Source organism: Aeromonas oralensis (assembly GCF_049665575.1).
In the GTDB taxonomy this organism is placed as follows: Bacteria; Pseudomonadota; Gammaproteobacteria; order Enterobacterales; family Aeromonadaceae; genus Aeromonas; species Aeromonas hydrophila.
Map to the genome: position 1 here is coordinate 677,501 of NZ_CP187186.1, position 18,497 is coordinate 695,997.

General features: G+C 63.4%; 10 protein-coding genes, 1 tRNA gene, 2 rRNA genes and 2 pseudogenes (1 of these 15 cut by a window edge). 8 read left to right on the top strand and 7 right to left on the bottom strand.

Going from position 1 to position 18,497, the window contains the following annotated elements; genetic code table 11:
• From ACPDZI_RS03435 to ACPDZI_RS03450, 4 genes are all read left to right on the top strand, one after another.
• Positions 1–2,619 (top strand): 23S ribosomal RNA (locus tag ACPDZI_RS03435); it begins 270 nt to the left of the window's first position.
• Positions 2,620–2,697: 78 nt separating this feature from the next.
• Positions 2,698–2,812 (top strand): 5S ribosomal RNA (gene rrf, locus ACPDZI_RS03440).
• Between the two features lie 97 nt (positions 2,813–2,909).
• Positions 2,910–2,986 (top strand) — tRNA-Asp (locus ACPDZI_RS03445).
• A gap of 358 nt (positions 2,987–3,344) precedes the next feature.
• Entirely contained in the window at positions 3,345–3,845 is a 501-nt protein-coding gene (locus tag ACPDZI_RS03450; protein WP_438834023.1) for an NUDIX hydrolase, read from the top strand.
• Between the two features lie 29 nt (positions 3,846–3,874).
• On the opposite strand, the gene ACPDZI_RS03455 is transcribed toward ACPDZI_RS03450, so the two are convergent.
• Together ACPDZI_RS03455 and ACPDZI_RS03460 are read right to left on the bottom strand one after the other, a co-directional pair.
• Positions 3,875–5,158 (bottom strand): HAMP domain-containing sensor histidine kinase, encoded by a 1,284-nt coding sequence (locus ACPDZI_RS03455; protein ID WP_438834024.1) that lies wholly within the window; start codon positions 5,156–5,158, stop codon positions 3,875–3,877.
• On the bottom strand, positions 5,155–5,835 hold the full coding sequence (locus ACPDZI_RS03460) for a response regulator transcription factor (RefSeq protein WP_194760343.1): 681 nt from the start codon (positions 5,833–5,835) through the stop codon (positions 5,155–5,157). The genes ACPDZI_RS03455 and ACPDZI_RS03460 overlap by 4 nt, the downstream gene beginning before the upstream one ends.
• Before the next feature lie 161 nt (positions 5,836–5,996).
• Between ACPDZI_RS03460 and ACPDZI_RS03465 the strand changes: the two are divergent.
• Both ACPDZI_RS03465 and ACPDZI_RS03470 read left to right on the top strand, forming a co-directional pair.
• A pseudogene (locus ACPDZI_RS03465) lies at positions 5,997–7,158 on the top strand (efflux RND transporter periplasmic adaptor subunit).
• Positions 7,159–7,160: 2 nt separating this feature from the next.
• On the top strand, positions 7,161–9,107 hold the full coding sequence (locus ACPDZI_RS03470; RefSeq protein WP_438834553.1) for a MacB family efflux pump subunit: 1,947 nt from the start codon (positions 7,161–7,163) through the stop codon (positions 9,105–9,107).
• 304 nt (positions 9,108–9,411) lie between these two features.
• Here ACPDZI_RS03470 and ACPDZI_RS03475 read toward each other — a convergent pair whose 3' ends face one another.
• The 5 genes from ACPDZI_RS03475 to ACPDZI_RS03495 form a co-directional block, all read right to left on the bottom strand.
• Positions 9,412–10,248: a transporter substrate-binding domain-containing protein gene (locus tag ACPDZI_RS03475; protein ID WP_011704713.1), complete on the bottom strand. Its 837-nt coding sequence runs from the start codon at positions 10,246–10,248 to the stop codon at positions 9,412–9,414.
• Complete coding sequence (locus tag ACPDZI_RS03480; protein WP_438834025.1) at positions 10,245–11,006, bottom strand: amino acid ABC transporter ATP-binding protein; 762 nt, start codon at positions 11,004–11,006, stop codon at positions 10,245–10,247. The genes ACPDZI_RS03475 and ACPDZI_RS03480 overlap by 4 nt, the downstream gene beginning before the upstream one ends.
• Positions 11,003–11,665: an amino acid ABC transporter permease gene (locus tag ACPDZI_RS03485; protein WP_438834026.1), complete on the bottom strand. Its 663-nt coding sequence runs from the start codon at positions 11,663–11,665 to the stop codon at positions 11,003–11,005. Before ACPDZI_RS03485 ends, ACPDZI_RS03480 begins: the two co-directional genes overlap by 4 nt.
• Before the next feature lie 74 nt (positions 11,666–11,739).
• Positions 11,740–12,405, bottom strand: a complete 666-nt coding sequence (locus ACPDZI_RS03490) for an amino acid ABC transporter permease (RefSeq protein ID WP_045790616.1) — start codon at positions 12,403–12,405, stop codon at positions 11,740–11,742.
• Positions 12,402–13,613: a threonine synthase gene (locus ACPDZI_RS03495; protein ID WP_438834027.1), complete on the bottom strand. Its 1,212-nt coding sequence runs from the start codon at positions 13,611–13,613 to the stop codon at positions 12,402–12,404. Before ACPDZI_RS03495 ends, ACPDZI_RS03490 begins: the two co-directional genes overlap by 4 nt.
• 235 nt (positions 13,614–13,848) lie before the next feature.
• On the opposite strand from ACPDZI_RS03495, the pseudogene ACPDZI_RS03500 reads away from it, so the two are divergent.
• Together ACPDZI_RS03500 and ACPDZI_RS03505 are read left to right on the top strand one after the other, a co-directional pair.
• Positions 13,849–15,997 (top strand): annotated as a pseudogene (locus tag ACPDZI_RS03500) (prolyl oligopeptidase family serine peptidase).
• A gap of 189 nt (positions 15,998–16,186) precedes the next feature.
• Complete coding sequence (locus ACPDZI_RS03505; protein ID WP_438834028.1) at positions 16,187–18,343, top strand: AsmA family protein; 2,157 nt, start codon at positions 16,187–16,189, stop codon at positions 18,341–18,343.
• The last annotated feature ends 154 nt before the right edge of the window (positions 18,344–18,497 follow it).

An 18,497-nucleotide genomic window follows, 5' to 3' on the forward strand; every position in this document is an offset into this window, starting at 1 on the left:
TTAAGCATCTTGGAAGTTAGTGGAACGGTCCTGGAAAGGCCGGCGATACAGGGTGATAGCCCCGTACACGAAAACAACCTTGATGTGAAATCGAGTAGGGCGGGACACGTGACATCCTGTCTGAATATGGGGGGACCATCCTCCAAGGCTAAATACTCCTGACTGACCGATAGTGAACCAGTACCGTGAGGGAAAGGCGAAAAGAACCCCTGTGAGGGGAGTGAAATAGAACCTGAAACCGTGTACGTACAAGCAGTGGGAGCCCTTCGGGGTGACTGCGTACCTTTTGTATAATGGGTCAGCGACTTACATTTTGTAGCGAGGTTAACCGTATAGGGGAGCCGTAGGGAAACCGAGTCTTAACTGGGCGTCTAGTTGCAAGGTGTAGACCCGAAACCGGGTGATCTAGCCATGGGCAGGTTGAAGGTTGAGTAACATCAACTGGAGGACCGAACCCACTAACGTTGCAAAGTTAGGGGATGACCTGTGGCTGGGGGTGAAAGGCCAATCAAACTCGGAGATAGCTGGTTCTCCCCGAAAGCTATTTAGGTAGCGCCTCGGACGAATACTACTGGGGGTAGAGCACTGTTTGGGCTAGGGGGTCATCCCGACTTACCAACCCCATGCAAACTCCGAATACCAGTAAGTAATATCCGGGAGACACACGGCGGGTGCTAACGTCCGTCGTGAAGAGGGAAACAACCCAGACCGCCGGCTAAGGTCCCAAAGTTCTGGTTAAGTGGGAAACGATGTGGGAAGGCTCAGACAGCTAGGATGTTGGCTTAGAAGCAGCCATCATTTAAAGAAAGCGTAATAGCTCACTAGTCGAGTCGGCCTGCGCGGAAGATGTAACGGGGCTCAAACCAGGCACCGAAGCCGCGGATTCACACTAAGTGTGAGTGGTAGGGGAGCGTTCTGTAAGTCTGCGAAGGTGTATCGAGAGGTATGCTGGAGATATCAGAAGTGCGAATGCTGACGTAAGTAACGATAAAGGGGGTGAAAAGCCTCCTCGCCGGAAGACCAAGGGTTCCTGTCCAACGTTAATCGGGGCAGGGTGAGTCGACCCCTAAGGCGAGGCCGAAAGGCGTAGTCGATGGGAAGCAGGTTAATATTCCTGCACGACTTGTAATTGCGATGGGGGGACGGAGAAGGCTAGGTGGGCCAGGCGACGGTTGTCCTGGTGAAAGTGCGTAGGTGGTGTTTCTAGGCAAATCCGGAGACACAACACTGAGACACGAGACGAACGCACTACGGTGCGGAAGCCATTGATGCCCTGCTTCCAGGAAAAGCCTCTAAGCTTCAGATTACAAGTCATCGTACCCCAAACCGACACAGGTGGTCGGGTAGAGAATACCAAGGCGCTTGAGAGAACTCGGGTGAAGGAACTAGGCAAAATAGAACCGTAACTTCGGGAGAAGGTTCGCTCTTGATGGTGAAGTCCCTTGCGGATGGAGCTGTCGGGAGTCGCAGTGACCAGATGGCTGGGACTGTTTATCAAAAACACAGCACTCTGCAAACACGAAAGTGGACGTATAGGGTGTGACACCTGCCCGGTGCCGGAAGGTTAATTGATGGGGTTAGCGCAAGCGAAGCTCTTGATCGAAGCCCCGGTAAACGGCGGCCGTAACTATAACGGTCCTAAGGTAGCGAAATTCCTTGTCGGGTAAGTTCCGACCTGCACGAATGGTGTAACCATGGCCATGCTGTCTCCACCCGAGACTCAGTGAAATCGAATTCGCCGTGAAGATGCGGTGTACCCGCGGCTAGACGGAAAGACCCCGTGAACCTTTACTACAGCTTGGCACTGAACATTGAACCTACATGTGTAGGATAGGTGGGAGGCTTTGAAGGCGTGACGCCAGTTGCGCTGGAGCCGTCCTTGAAATACCACCCTTGTATGTTTGATGTTCTAACGCAGGCCCGTGAATCCGGGTCGCGGACAGTGCCTGGTGGGTAGTTTGACTGGGGCGGTCTCCTCCCAAAGAGTAACGGAGGAGCACGAAGGTTGGCTAATCCTGGTCGGACATCAGGAGGTTAGTGCAATGGCATAAGCCAGCTTAACTGCGAGACGGACAGGTCGAGCAGGTACGAAAGTAGGTCATAGTGATCCGGTGGTTCTGAATGGAAGGGCCATCGCTCAACGGATAAAAGGTACTCCGGGGATAACAGGCTGATACCGCCCAAGAGTTCATATCGACGGCGGTGTTTGGCACCTCGATGTCGGCTCATCACATCCTGGGGCTGAAGTCGGTCCCAAGGGTATGGCTGTTCGCCATTTAAAGTGGTACGCGAGCTGGGTTCAGAACGTCGTGAGACAGTTCGGTCCCTATCTGCCGTGGGCGTTGGATGATTGAAGGGAGTTGCTCCTAGTACGAGAGGACCGGAGTGAACGAACCTCTGGTGTTCGGGTTGTCACGCCAGTGGCACTGCCCGGTAGCTAAGTTCGGAATCGATAACCGCTGAAAGCATCTAAGCGGGAAGCGAGCCCTGAGATGAGTCATCCCTGACCCCTTGAGGGTCCTAAAGGGCCGTTGGAGACCACAACGTTGATAGGTGGGGTGTGTAAGCGCGGTGACGTGTTGAGCTAACCCATACTAATTACCCGTGAGGCTTAACCATACAACACCCAAGAAGTGTTTCGAGCCTTGTGACAAATACGAAACTACTTATGTCAGCTTTCTCAGATTGAAGAATTTGCCTGGCGGCCATAGCGCCGTGGAACCACCTGATCCCATGCCGAACTCAGAAGTGAAACGCGGTAGCGCCGATGGTAGTGTGGCATTCGCCATGCGAGAGTAGGACACTGCCAGGCACCCAATCAAACAGTTATGCACACATTGCATAATTGGCCGAGAGGATGACACCTCAATGAAGCGGCAGACAATTTAGCAAAAAGCTAACCAGACAGCGGAGCGGTAGTTCAGTCGGTTAGAATACCGGCCTGTCACGCCGGGGGTCGCGGGTTCGAGTCCCGTCCGCTCCGCCACTAAATTGAAAGGCCTTCCCTATCTGGAAGGCCTTTTTGCTATCTGGTGTTGGTGAATGAAATAAGGAAACAAAGGGCAACAGACAGGGCTGCGACTTGCTACTGGCAACTCGGTCCCTGTCTGTTGTCCTTTGTGCTTGAGCCGGACTCTGTCCGTCTCCCCGTCCGCTCCGCCACTACTCAAGAAGCCCAGTCTAACGACTGGGCTTTTTTTTCGTTTTACTTTCCCCGAAGTGCCTCCTCTCCCTCTTTTATATCCTGCTGATTTATCATGCTATGGACGTTGTACCTCAAGGCTTTCCATCGGGGATGGGGTTCGGCATACAATGCGCCTTTGGTGTCAGATGGGAGTCCCCCTATGTTTTGTCCGCGTTGTGGTTCCGGAGCGCTGCAACAGCGCAGCGAGAAAGAGTTTGCCTGTGGCTGTGGTTTTCACTATTTCCAGAATGTGGCGTCGGCCGTGATGGTGGCGCTGTGCTGGCAGGACGAGCTGCTGGTCGCGGTGCGGGCCCGGGATCCCGGCCGGGGCTTGCTGGATCTGCCGGGCGGCTTCGTCGATCCCGGCGAATCGCTGGAGGAAGCCTTGGTGAGGGAGCTCAAGGAGGAACTGGGGCTGGATCTGACGGGGAAGACGCCGCGCTATCTGGGTTCTTATGCCAACGTCTATCCCTATGACGATGTGACCTATCACACCTGCGACACCGTCTTTCTGCTGGAGTTGGCGCACAAGCCTTTGGTGGTGGCGGCCGATGATGTGGCCGCCTGCGAGTGGCGCAAGCTGGCCGGCATTGCCCCTGCCGAGTTTGCTTTCCGCTCTACCGGCGCCGCCATCAGTCAATTGCAGCTGCTGCGGGGCTAACCGATAGCAGTGATGACAGGGCGGAGCAGCTAGCCCGGCAGGTGGAGGGTGACGATCAGGCCGCCCTCTTCACCGTTTCTGGCCTCGACCCGCCCGCCCTGGGCCTGGATTGCCTTGCGGGTGATGGCGAGCCCCAGTCCATAACCCTTGCCTGCTGTAGGGGAGCCGATCCGCACGAAGGGATCGAAGATGCTGGAGAGCTTGCTCTCATCCACTCCTATCCCCTGATCCGCTACCTCGACGATGAATTCGTCGCCCTGCCGCATCAGGGTCAGGCGAATGGTCTGGCCCGCTTGCGAGAAGCGCAGGGCATTGCGCAGCACGTTGTCGAGGGCCCGGCGGATCAGCTCCGCCTGTCCGCAGACCGTGTATTCCAGGGGCTCATCTACCCAGGTTTTTATCTCGACCCCCATGTGCTGCGCCTCGTAGCGGGCATCGCTCACCACGGCGTCGACCAGCCCCTGCAGATCGTAATACTCCTCGCTGTCCCGCTCGCCATGGCCGGCACGGGTGAGGGTCAGCAGCTCGCCGATCATCTTGTCCATACGCTGGGTCTCGAGCTGGATCCGCTCGAGGGAGCCCTCGATCCTGGCCGGATCCTGCTGGGCCAGGCCGATGGCCAGCTGCAACCTGGCAAGGGGGGAGCGCAGCTCGTGGGAGACGTCGTGCAGCAGCTGCTCGCGGCTCTCCACCAGCAGTTGCAGCCGCTCGGCCATGGCATCGAAGTCGCGGGCCGCATCGCTGATCTCGTCGTGGCGCCGCCGCATGGCGGGGTAGAGGCGCACTGCCAGATCCCCCTGGGCGAGGCGTTCGAATCCCTGCCGAAAGCGGTTCATGGGGCGGGTCAGGTGCCAGGCGAGCAGAGCGCTGAAGAAGAGGCCGCCAAGCCCGCCGATCCACCACATGGGTGGTGGCATGTTGAGCCAGTTGCTGCGGGGCTGAGGTGGTGTCAGCAACTGCTGCAGGCCGGCACTGTCGTAGTCGAGCCGGTAGTGCCGGCCATCGGCTCCCAGCAGGATGCGGCCGCCCTGTGTTGTGGATGGCTCTGCTGCGACCGGTTCAAGCCGCAGCAGCTTTCGTTCCCGGGCCGGCCAGCTGGTCTGCAGGGCCGCAACCGCAGCCGGTCCCTGCCGCTGCAACAGGCTGGCGGCGGCTGCCAGCTGACGTTCGGCCAGCTGGCTTGCCATCCGCTGCTCCGGCGGCCCTTCGTGGCGATAGAGGCTGAAGGCTACCCACAGCAACTGGCTCATCATGATGATGGTGAACCAGAAGCCGAACAGGATCTTCCAGAACAGGCGCCCCTTGAGGATCATGCCAGCCGGTATCCTATACTGCGCACCGTCTCGATGCCGATGGCTTCTCCCGCCATCGCCTGCAGTTTCTGGCGGATATTGCAGATGTGCACATCGACGCTGCGATCATAGGGCTCGCGCGGGCGGCCAAGCCCGTGCAGGGAGAGCTCATCCTTGCTGACCACTCGCTCTGGGGATCGCAGCAGCAGTTCCAGCAGGTTGAACTCGGTGGCGGTCAACTCCAGCGGCTGCGCCTGCCAGTGACACTGACGGCTGGCGGGGGAGAGCACCAGCTCGCCAAGGCGCAGACCCTGCTCTTTGCCCGGATTGGCGGGGGCAGGTTCGACCCGGCGCAGCACGGCCCTCAGCCTGGCCACCAGTTCCCGCGGGTAGCAGGGCTTGGGCACATAGTCATCGGCCCCCATCTCCAGCCCGATCACCCGATCGATGTTGTCCCCCTTGGCGGTGAGCATGATGACGGGGATCCGGCTGTCGCGGCGGATCTGGCGCAGCACCTCGCTGCCATTCAGGTCGGGCAGCATGATGTCTAGCACCACGGCGGCATAGTTGCCGGAGAGGGCGTGCTGCACGCCGCTCTTGCCGGTCAGCACATGGGTGGTGGCAAAGCCTTCGCCTCCCAGGTATTCGCTCAGCATAGTGCCAAGCTCCAGATCATCGTCCACCAGCAGGATCTTCATCGCTCTTCTCCATCTCGGGTTGACGCCATTTTCCCGTGTCCGTCTCCGCCTGACAGCTGCTTTTACGCAATCCTTACACTGCCCTGCAAGAGGCTTAACCGGACATTGGAGTAGATTGCCCGGGTCTGTTTCACCCTCTGTTTTAGCCAAGGATATCCGCGATGGCCCGTGCCCGTCTCCTCGTTGTTCGCCTGCTGCTGCCCGCCCTGGTGCTGGTCGGAGCCGGCTGGCTGTTGCTGCCTTCCACTGCCGCACCAACCGCCTCTTTCATCACGGCCCCGGTCGAGCGGCGGGATCTGGAGCAGATCGTGCTGGCCGACGGCACCCTGCAGGCCCAGAAGCTGGTGAGCGTGGGGGCGCAGGTGTCGGGGCAGATCAAGGCGCTGCACGTGGCGCTGGGGGATGAGGTGAAGCAGGGCGATCTGCTGGTCGAGATCGACGATCTCACCCAGCAGAACGCCCTCAAGGATGCCGAAGCCGCCCTCGACAACGTGCAGGCCCAGCTGGCCTCGCGTCGGGCAACTTTGCGCAACAACCAGCTGGCCTTCGAGCGCCAGCGCAAGGTGCTGGATCGGGGATTGGGCAGCCAAGCAGACTACGACAGTGCGGAGGCGACCCTGACGGCTACCCGCGCCGACATCCGGGCGCTGACGGCGCAGGCGGTGCAGGCCCGCATCGCGGTGGACACCGCCAGAGTGAATCTGGGTTACACCCGCATCGTCTCCCCCATGGCGGGCACCATAGTGGCGATCCCGGTGGAGCAGGGGCAGACGGTCAACGCGGTGCAGAGTACCCCGACCATGGTCAAGGTGGCGCGGCTCGACACCATGACGGTGGAGGCGCAGATCTCGGAGGCGGACGTGATCAGGGTGAAAGCCGGCCTGCCCAGCTATTTCACCGTGCTGGGGGCACACGAGCAGCGCTATCAGGCCCGTCTGCGCGCCATCGAGCCAGCCCCCGACACCATCAACGACGACACGACCAGCAGCAGTTCGACCAGCACGGCCGTCTACTACCACGGTCTGTTCGAGGTGGAGAACCCTGAAGGGGCCCTGCGCATCGGCATGACGGCCCAGGTGCACATAGTGCTGGCGACCGAGCGCAACGCCCTGGTGATCCCGGCCATCGCCCTGAGCGGTGACAGGGTGCAGGTGGTGGATGAGGCCGGCCGCCCACAATGGCGGCAGGTGAAGGTGGGCCTCAACAACAAGGTGGATGCCCAGATCCTGGACGGGCTGGCGGAGGGGGGAGGCCGTGGTGGTGAGCCAGTTGACGGCCCAGCACCAGCAGAGCGGGCGGATGGGTCCGCCCATGGGGATGTAATGATGAGAGAACCACTGCTGCAACTGAGCGGGATCCGCCGCCATTTTGGCGACGGGGAGCGGCGTGTCGAGGTGCTCAAGGGGATCGACCTGACCATAGCGCTGGGCGAGATGGTGGCCATCGTCGGCGCCTCCGGCTCCGGCAAATCGACCCTGCTCAATATTCTGGGTTGCCTCGATCAGCCGAGCGAGGGTAGCTATCGGGTGGCCGGACGGGAGACGGGCCGGCTGACGGCCGATGCGCTGGCGACTCTGCGCCGCGAGCACTTCGGCTTCATCTTTCAGCGCTACCACCTGCTGGGGGATCTCAGTGCCCGCGACAACGTGGCGCTGCCTGCGCTCTATGCCGGGTTGGCCGACGACGCGCGCAAGGCGAGGGCCGAGAGCCTGCTGCAGCGGCTCGGGCTTGGCAGCCGGCTCGACTACAAGCCGAGCCAGCTCTCCGGCGGCCAGCAGCAGCGGGTCAGCATTGCCCGCGCCCTCATCAACGGCGGTCAGGTGATCCTGGCGGACGAGCCGACCGGTGCCCTCGACAGCCAGAGCGGGGCCGAGGTGCTCGACATCCTGGGCGCGCTGCATCGGCAGGGCCACACGCTGGTGCTGGTGACCCACGACATGGCGATCGCCGAACAGGCCGAGCGGATCATCGAGCTCAGAGATGGGGCGGTGGTGGCCGACCGTCGTCGCGAGTCGGCATCGCCGTCCCCTGCGCCAACCACTCCCCGTATCGACACCAAGGGACGCGGCGCTCTGGCCGGGCGGCTCGGCGCCGCCTTCAAGATGGCGCTGCTGGCTATGCAGGCCCAGCGCATGCGCACCTTCCTCACCATGCTCGGCATTATCATCGGCATCGCCGCCGTGGTATCGGTGGTGGCGCTGGGGCGCGGCTCCCAGCAGCAGGTGCTGGCCAGCATCAATGCCATGGGCACCAGCACCCTGAAGATCTTCCCCGGCAGCGGCTTCGGCGATCGGCGGGCCGAGGCGATCCAGACCCTCAGGGTGGAGGATGCCGAGGCCCTCGCCGGGCTCGGCTATGTGCACAGCATCACCCCCAGTTTGGCCACCAGCGTCACCCTGCGTCGGGGCAGCCAGGCGGTGCTGGGCTCGGTGAACGGGGTGGGGGAGCAGTTCTTCCAGGTGCGTGGCTACCGACTGCTGCAGGGCATGCTGTTCGATGCCGCCAGCGTGGCCGCTCTGGCGCAGGAGGTGGTGATCGACGAGAACAGTCAGGCGCGTCTGTTCGCCGCGGGGGAGTCGCCGCTCGGTCAGGTGATCCTGCTGGGGAGCCTGCCGTGCCGGGTGATCGGGGTGGTGGCCCGCAACCAGAGCGGCTTTGGCAGCGACGAGAACCTCAACGTCTGGATCCCCCACACCACGGCCATGACGCGGATGCTGGGCCAGAGTCACCTGCGCAGCATCAGCGTGCGGGTGCAGGACGAGGTGGCGCTGGCCGCCGCCGAGGATGGCATCAATCGCTTGCTGCGTGAACGGCACGGCGCTCAGGATTTCTTCGTGCTCAACACCGACAGCATCCGCCAGGCGATCACCAGCACCAATGCCACCCTGACCCTGCTGATCGCCATGATTGCGCTCATCTCCCTGGTGGTGGGCGGCATCGGGGTGATGAACATCATGCTGGTATCGGTGAGCGAGCGCACCCGCGAGATCGGCGTGCGGATGGCGGTGGGGGCCAGAACCGGCGACATACTGCAGCAGTTCTTGATCGAGGCGGTGCTGGTCTGTCTGCTGGGCGGAGCGGCCGGGGTGCTGCTCTCCCTGCTGGTCGGCGTCTTGTTCGAGCACTTCAGCAGCCAGTTCCGCCTGAGCTACTCCCTGGACGCCGTGCTGATGGCCTTCTTCTGCTCGAGCCTCATCGGCGTGCTGTTTGGCTTCTTCCCGGCGCGGCGGGCGGCGCGGATGGACCCCATCCACGCACTGGAGCGGGAGTAGGCACCCTCTTCGGCGCCCGCAGCGTCACCCCATTCGCCGGCGTTGCCGAGGGCTCATCCCGACTCGGTGGCCTGGCGAGTTGGCCGGACGGCACCCTGTGCCAGTCCGGCAGCCTGAACCGTGTCATCGACGTGACACAGCCTGCCCTGCGCGGGTTTTCAACCGGGCCCCTGGCCCGGTTCTTTTTCCCATGCGAAAAAAAGGCGCCACCCGAGGGGGACGCCTGAAAGGTCAAACCTTGCGGTTTGCGGACCAACGGAACCAAGACTTCACACACATCACACTCTCAGCACTTCTGGCAGGCTCAGCCCTGCCACTTGCCTCCTTCCACTATCACGTCGTTGGGATCGGTATCGGCGCTCAGTTTGTCGCGCACATACTGGTCGTAGAGTTTCAGCAGGTACTTCTCTTCCCCCAGCTTGGCGAGACGGTCGTTGACCCAGTCACGCAGCTCGATATTGCCCTTCTTCACCGCCGGCGCGATGGGGTCTTCCGAGCCCAGCTTCTCGGGCAGCACCCGATAGCCCGGGTTCTCCTTGGCCCAGCTGAACAACACCAAGTTGTCCTGGGCGTAAGCGTCGCCACGGCCCTGGGCCAGGGCCTGCAGGGATTCGGTGTTCTTCTCGAACTTGAGCACCTTCCAGTCCGGGTGGTTGCGGGTCAGCCAGATGTCGGCCGTGGTGCCGGTGGTGACGATCAGGGTCTTGCTGGCCAGATCGTCGAGCTGCTTGGCCGGGCTTCCTTGTGGCACCAGCACCTGCACCGCCACTCGCAGGTTAGGGTTGGTGAAGTCCACCACCTGCCGCCGCTCCGGGGTCACCGTCATGTTGGCGAGGATGAGATCCACCTTGTCGCTCTGCAGGAAGGGGATGCGACTGGCAGGCTCCACCGCCACGAACTCGACCTTGTTCTCGTCCCCCAGCAGATCCTTGGCGAAACGGCGACCGAGGTCGGTGTCAAAGCCGACGTAGTTGCCCTTCTCGTCCACGTAGCCAAACGGGGGCTTGTCGGTGAAGACGCCGACGATGAGCTTGTCGCGGGCCTTGATCTTGTCGAGGGAACCGTCCGCCGCATGGGCAGCGCCGCTGGCGAGACCCAGTCCCAACAAGGCACTGAACAGAACCGAGGTGATTTTTTTCATGCTGACTCCTTTCGTTTGATGACAGTTGTATAAGAAAACTTGGCGAGGAACTGGCGGGCACGCTGGCTGCGCGGGTTCTCGAAAAATTGATGGGGGGCGGCCTGCTCCAGGATGTGGCCGCCGTCCATGAAGACGATGCGATCCGCCACCGCCTGGGCGAACGCCAGCTCGTGGGTGACGATGAGCAGGGTCATACCGCTGCCGGCGAGATCCCGGATCACCTCCAGCACCTCCTGCACCATCTCGGGGTCCAGCGCAGCGGTCACTTCGTCAAACAGCATCACCTGCGGGTTCATGCACAGGGCCCGCACGATGGCGATGCGCTGCTGCTGGCCGCCGGAGAGCTGGCGTGGATAGTCGTGGCGCCGCTCCCACAGGCCGATGCGAGTCAGCAGCTGTTCCGCCTGCAGCAGGGCCTCGGCCCGCTCCCGTTCTTGCACCTGAAGGGGGCCGAGCAGCACGTTCTCCAGCACCGTCAGGTTGGGGAAGAGGTGATAGCTCTGGAATACCATGCCGATGCGCTGGCGCAGCCGCTGCCAGTCGGTGCTGGCATCCAGCCTCTCTCCATCGAAGCGAATGTCGCCCCCCTGAATGGGTTCGAGCCCGTTGAGGGTGCGCAGCAATGTGCTCTTGCCGCAGCCGCTCGGCCCCAGGATGACGATCACTTCCCCGGCGTTCACCGTGAGGCTGACCTCGTCCAGTACCCGGTTTTGGCCGAATTGTTTGCTGACAGCATTGAGTTCAAGCAGAGGTGTCATACCGCGTTACCCCATTGTTGCTCCAGCCGGCGCGAGGCGAGCGAGAGCGGATAGCAGACCAGAAAAAAGAACAGGAACAGCAGACCGTAGATGAGCAGCGAGCCATAGGTGCGCTCGATGATCTGCTGGCCCACCTTGATCACCTCCACCACCCCGATCAGCACCGCCAGCGAGCTGGTCTTGATGATGCGGGTGTAGATGTTGATGGTCGGCGGCGTCAGCCGTTGCAGCGCCTGGGGCAGCAGCACGTGACGATAGAGCTGCCAGCGGGAGAGCCCGAGCGCCAGGCCGGCCTCCTGCTGGCCGCGGGCGAGGGATTTGAGGCCGCCGCGCACCACTTCCCCCACCTCGCTGGCGCCCCACAGGGAGAGCACCAGCACGGCGCACCAGAAGGCCGGGATGTCTACGCCAAAGAAGATCGGCAGCCCGAAGAAGAAGAGGTAGAGCCAGACCAGCACGGGCACCACCCGAAACAGCTCCAGATAGACCCGCAGCACTCCCCGAGTCAGCCTTCCCCCTTGCCGGGCCAGCACGCCGTAACCGACCCCGCCCAAGGTGGCAAACAGGATGGCGAACAGCGAGATGGCGAGGGTCTGACCCGCGCCCACCGCCAGCAGCGGCAGCGCCTGCGTCAGCTGTTCAGTGACCGGACTGGCCATAGCGAGCACTCCTTCTTTGTGCATGGGTGGCGAGTGACGGCGGCAGCAGGACAATAGGTGCCTTCATCAGTTGCTCAATGACCGAACTGACCATGTTGCAGCCTCCTTTCAACGACGCGCAGGGCGAGGGACAGCGGCAGAAAGATCAGCACGCACATCAAGGTCAGCACCGCCAGCATCTCGTAGGTCTTGTAGTAGAGGGCGATGTAGTTCTTGGTGGTGTAGAGCAGCTCGGGCACCGCCACCGCCGAGGCCACCGTGGTCTCTTTGAGCAGAAAGATGAAGTTGGCAAACAGCGCCGGCAGGCTGGCGAGCCAGGCCTGGGGTAGCTGCACGTGGCGCAGCAATTGCCAGCGGGAGAGACCGATGGCCCGCCCGGCCTCCAGCTGGCTGGGGGGGACAGCCTGAATGCCCGCCCGCAGCGCCTCGGTCAGGTAGCCGCCGCCGAGGAAGGTCATGGCGATCACCGCCGTGGCAAAGCCGGAGAGCGAGATGCCGAGCGCCGGCAGCCCGAAGTAGAGAAAGAACAGCTGGATCAAGAGCGGCGTGTTGCGGGCCAGCTCCACATAGGCGCGGATCACCCCGTTCAGCCAGGGCTTGTGCAGGCTTTGCAGCGTCACATTGAGCAGCGCCACGGCGAGCGAGGTGAGGATCACGATGGCGCCGAGCTGCAAGGTGACCCAGACCGATTGACCGAACGCCGGCAGGGTGGTGAGAACAAAAGACCAGTCGAAGCTCATGCCGGGATCCTCCCGTCGCGGCGCAGCCGCTGGGGCACGACCGTGATGGCGTCCGGGTACTTGATGCCAGCGCCGGTGTTGAGCACCACCACCCGCTCGCCCCCCTGGATCCAGCCCGCTTCCCGCAGCTGGCGGGCGGCGGCGAAGGCGGCCGCTCCTTCCGGGCAGACGAAACAGCCCTCCTGAGAGGCGAGCTGACGCAGTTCGCGCTGAATGGTGCCATCTTCCACCGCGACGGCGCAGCCCTCGGTGCGATAGAGGGCGTCCAGCACCAGAAAATCCCCCAGCGCCTTGGGCACGTTGATGCCGAACGCCAGGGTCTGGGAGTCGGGCCAGAAGCGCGACTCGCGCTCCCCCTGTTGCCAGGCCTGGACGATGGGGGCGCAGCCGCTCGCCTGCACCGCCACCAGTCGCGGCAGCGGTCCCTGCACCCAGCCCAGCTCCTGCAATTCCCGCAGCGCCTTGTAGATTCCGATGAGGCCGACCCCGCCGCCGGTGGGGTAGAGGATCACGTCCGGCAGAGTCCAGCCGAGCTGCTCGGCGATTTCAAACCCCATGGTCTTTTTGCCCTCGATGCGATAGGGCTCCTTGAGGGTGGAGGCATCGAACAGCCCCTGCTGCGCCACCGCCTCGGCCACCTGGCGACCGGCATCGCTGATGAGGCCGTCCACCAGGTAGAGGCGGGCACCGGCCAGGGCGCTCTCCAGCCGAGTGATGGCGGGGGCTGCCTGCGGCTGGACTATGGTGCTGCGCAAGCCAGCGCGGGCGCCGTAGAGTGCCCAGGCCGCGCCGGCGTTGCCGTTGGTGGGCATGGCGAAGTGGGTGACACCGAGTTCGCGGGCACGGGAGACGCCGACTGCGGCGCCACGGGCCTTGAAGGAGCCGGTGGGGGTGAGGCTCTCATCCTTCATCCAGAGATCCGGAATGCCGACCTGCTTGCCGAGGCGCGGCAGCGGCAACAGCGGGGTGAAGCCTTCCCCCAGGGTGACCACCTGGGCGGGGTCGCGCACCGGCAGCAGCTCGTGGTAGCGCCACAGGCTGGCGGGGCGCCCCAGCAGGGCGGCCGGGTGCCAGGCCTGCTTCAGGGCCTCGAGGTCGTAGCTGGCCAGCAAGGGGGCGCCGACCGGGCTCAGCTGCTGGGGCTGATCGGCATCCACAATCTCGCCGGCCTTGCTGCAACGCAGATGTGATAGGTAGCTGTACGGCATGCTTTATCCTGAATGAGTCGAGATGGTCAGTCGCTTATTCCATCCTGTGACCCAAGTGCCGGATAACAAACAAAATAAACTGGCAAACCTAAGCGAAAAAATTCATATGACTCCGATTGGTCAGGGTTGTGGCGGCTTCCTGCTCATGTCGCCTGGTCACCCGCTGGGGGGTTGGGCCGTCCGGCACTCTTTGCTAACCTGCCCGCTTCACCCGAAATCGCAGGGAGCCGCATCGATGCGAGCCATTGTCAGCCTGCTGGCCCTGTCACTGCTGTGTGCGTGCAGTGGCCAGTCAACCAAAGAGGATGCCATGTCAGGGAAAACGCGCCTTCACTACCCCGTCACCCGCCAGGGTGAGCAGGTGGATCACTACTTCGGCCAGGCCGTGGCCGACCCCTATCGCTGGCTGGAAGATGATCGCAGCCCCGAGACCGAGGCCTGGGTCAAGGCCCAGAACGCCGTGACCCGGGACTACCTGGCACAGATCCCCTATCGCGCCGCCATCAAGGAGAAGCTGGCCGCCTCCTGGAACTATGCCAAGGAGGGGGCGCCGTTTCGCGAGGGGCGCTACCACTACTTCTTCAAGAACGACGGCCTGCAGAACCAGAACGTGCTGTGGCGCCAGCTGGAGGGCAAGCCGGCCGAGGTGTTCCTCGATCCCAATACCCTCAGCCCCGACGGCACCACGGCGCTGGATCAGTTGAGCTTCTCCCGCGATGGCCGCATCCTGGCCTACTCCTTGTCGCTGGCGGGCAGCGACTGGCGCGAGATCCACCTGATGGACGTAGAGAGCAAGCAGCCGCTGGAGGCGCCCCTCAAGGACGTGAAGTTCAGCGGCATCAGCTGGCTCGGCAACGAGGGCTTCTTCTACTCGAGCTACGACAAGCCCGATGGCAGCGAGCTGTCGGCCAAGACCGATCAGCACAAGGTCTATTTCCACCGGCTCGGCACGGCGCAGGAGGATGACCGGCTGGTGTTTGGCGCCATCCCGGCCCAGCACCACCGCTACGTGGGGGCGACCGTCACCGAAGATGACCGCTTCCTGCTCATCTCGGCGGCGAACTCCACCTCCGGTAACCGCCTCTATGTGAAGGATCTGAGCCAGGAGAACGCGCCGCTGCTGACGGTGCAGGGGGATCTGGAGGCGGACGTGAGCCTGGTGGACAACCAGGGCAGCACCCTTTACCTGCTGACCAACCGGGACGCCCCCAACCGCCGTTTGGTGACGGTGGATGCCGCCAACCCGGGCCCGGCCCACTGGCGGGATCTCATCCCCGAGCGTCAGCAGGTGCTGACGGTGCACAGCGGCAGCGGCTATCTGTTCGCCGAGTACATGGTGGATGCCACCGCCCGGGTCGAGCAGTTCGACTACGAAGGCAAGCGAGTGCGCGAGGTGGCGCTGCCCGGCCTTGGCAGCGTCAGCGGCTTCAACGGCAAGCACGATGATCCCGCCCTCTACTTCGGCTTCGAGAACTATGCCCAGCCGCCGACCCTCTACCGATTCGAGCCAAAGAGCGGCGCCATCAGCCTCTATCGCGCCTCGGCGGCGCCGTTCAAACCGGAGGATTACGTTTCCGAGCAGCGCTTCTACCAGAGCAAGGACGGCACCCGGGTGCCGCTCATCATCAGCTACCGCAATGGCCTCAAGCTTGATGGCAGCAACCCGACCATCCTCTATGGCTACGGCGGTTTCGACGTGAGCCTGACCCCAAGCTTCAGCGTAGCGGTGGCCAACTGGCTGGATCTGGGGGGCGTCTATGCGGTGGCCAACCTGCGCGGGGGCGGCGAGTACGGCCAGGCCTGGCACCTGGCGGGCACCCAGCAGAACAAGCAGAACGTGTTCGACGATTTCATCGCGGCGGCCGAGTACCTCAAGGCCGAGGGCTACACCCGCACCGATCGGCTGGCGATCCGAGGTGGCTCCAACGGCGGTCTGCTGGTGGGGGCGGTAATGACCCAGCGGGCCGGATCTGATGCGGGTCGCCCTGCCGGCGGTGGGGGTGCTCGACATGCTGCGCTACCACACCTTCACCGCCGGGGCAGGCTGGGCCTATGACTACGGCACCAGCGCCGACAGCGAGGCGATGTTCGACTACCTGAAGGGCTACTCGCCGCTGCACAACGTCCGGGCCGGGGTCAGCTACCCCTCGACCCTGGTGACCACGGCGGATCACGACGATCGGGTGGTGCCGGCCCACTCCTTCAAGTTTGCTGCCACCCTGCAGGCCGACAATGCCGGCCCCCATCCCCAGCTCATCCGCATCGAGACCAATGCAGGGCACGGGGCGGGCACGCCGGTGGCCAAGCTTATCGAGCAGAGTGCGGACATCTATGCCTTCACCCTGTACGAGATGGGCTATCAGCAGTTGCCGCGTCAGCCTTGATCCGGGCGAGGCGGGCGTCAGCCATCCACTATCATCTGGGCCCTGCGGGGCCCTTTTCATTGCCGCGTGTTTGAACGTGGGCCTGCGACCATCCCTGTCTCGCCGCTGGTCCGTTTTGGCAGACGGGCCCCATCTGTCATCCCCCCGGTGGTATAGTCAGCCACAAGATCCGCATTCAAGGAGTCCATCGTGAAGAAGATCATCTACATCCTGCTGGGGTTGGCGCTGGCGGCCGTGGTGGCCATCGCCGCCCTGGTGTCCCTCATCGATCCCAACCAGTTCAAGCCCCAGCTGGTGGAACAAGTGCGCAAGAGCACCGGCCGCGAGCTGGTGATACAAGGGGATATCGGCTGGCGTTTCTGGCCAAGCCTGGGCCTCTCCCTCGAGCAGGTGGCGCTGCGCAACCCCGCCGGCTTTGCCGAGCCCGACCTGGTGCGCTTCACGCGCGGGGAAGCCTCGGTGGGCCTGCTGCCGCTGCTCTCCCACCGGCTGGAGATCGGCAAGGTGACCCTGAGTGGCGCCCATCTGTTTATCCAGACCAAGGCTGACGGCAGCTCCAACCTGAGCGATCTGCTCAAGGCCTCCGCCGAGCCCAAGGGGGAGGCGACCTCCGAGCCTGCCGCAACGACGCCCCCGCCCGCCAATGACAAGCAGCCCTGGCAGATCAGCCTGCAAGGGGTGGAGCTGCAACAGGCCAGCGCCCTGCTGCAGGACGATCGCAGCGGCACCGTCTCCCGCCTCGAACAGCTGGACCTGAACCTGGGCCAGCTGGCTGTGGATCAGTGGGTACCGGTGACCCTGGCCGCCAAGGGTGCCCAGGGTGAGCTGGCGTTTGATCTCAAAGGGTCGGCCCAGCTCAAGCTGGCGTCCGATGCCAGCCGCAGCGAGCTGAAAGATGTCGCACTGGCGGGGAGCCTGAGCGAACCGACCCAGCGGCTGGATGCCTTCTCCCTCAAGGCCGATCGGCTGGCACTGGGGCAGTGGAGCAGCCTCACCCTCAGTCTGCAGGGGGCCCAGGGGGCGGCGGACAAGCCGACCCTGGCCGGTACGCTGGAGGGAACCCTCAAGGCGCGCCTCGATGAGAACCGGCAACTGCTGGAGATATCGGATGCCGTGCTGGCCGCCAAGCTCAGCGGCGATGTCCTGCCACGTCCGCAGATGCAGGTGAAGCTGGCGGGCTTTGCCCGCGCCGAGCTGGACAAGCAGGCCGTCACCCTCAGCAACCTGGTGATGGGGGTGGATGATGCTCTGCTGAGCGGCAACGGCAGCGTGCAGCTTGGCGCCGTGCCCAGGGTAGGGTTTGACCTCAAGGGGGAGAAGCTGGATCTCGACGGCTGGCTCGGTCAACCGGCCAAGGCTGCACCTGTGGCCGCCACCTCGGGCGCTGCAGCCCCGGCCGGAGCACCGGCACAGACCGCTGCGCCCGCCGCCCAGGCGCTCTCCATGGCCGAACCGGATCTGACCGCCCTCAAGTCGGTGGATCTGGCCGGCCGACTGCAACTGGGCAGCCTGCGCCTCAAGGGACTGGATCTGAGCGCCGTCGATCTGCAGCTTGCCCTGGCCGGTGGCCAGCTCACCCTCAAGCAGTTCAGCGCCGGGGTGGCCGGCGGCCAGGTGACCGCCAGCGGTGTGCTTGATGCCCGTCAGCAGCCGGCCCGCTATCAGGTGCACAAGCGGGTGCAGGGGGTCGATGTACGGCCGCTGCTGCAGACCCTGGCTCAGACCGACCTGCTGGAAGGCAAGGGGGATCTGGAGGTCGAGGCGCAGGGCTCAGGACTCTCCGAGCAGGCGCTGCGCAGCCGGATGCAGGGCAAGGTGAGCCTCAGGCTGAGCGACGGTGCCCTGCACGGCATTAACCTGGCACAGATGATCCGCGAGGCACGGGCCACCCTGACCGGCAAGGGGGCGGAGCAGGTGAAGGAGGCGCGCAAGACCGATTTTAGCGCCCTCACCGCCAGCTTCCGGATTGCCGACGGGGTCGCCCAGAGCGACGACATCCAGCTGTTTGCCCCCGCCCTGCGGGTGAAGGGGCAGGGCCAGACCGCCCTGGTGCCGGAGACCCTCGACTTCCTGTTCCTCACCTCCGTGGTGGAGAGCAGCAAGGGGCAGGGGGGCAAGACGGTGGACGAGCTCAAGGACATCACCATACCGGTGCGCATCGGTGGCCACTGGCAGGCGCCGAGCTACAAGCTTGACGTGAAGGAGCTGCTCAGCAACAACAAGGTGCTGGAGGAGAAGGCCCGCAAGGAGGCCGAGCGCGGTCTCAAGAAGCTGCTGGGTGACAAGGCCGACAACGAAGGGGTGAAGGGGGTGGCGGACCAGCTGCTCAAGGGCCTGTTCAAATAGCCAACTTCCCGTTGTTGCCATCAAGAGCCCGCCCCGTGCGGGCTCTGTGCATGGTGGGTCGCTGCCTGGCAAAGTGTCGACACGCGATGTTGCCTGTACAGGTAGTGAAAAACAGGGGTGTTTAGGTCTGAAAAAGATGGTATCACTGTGGTTT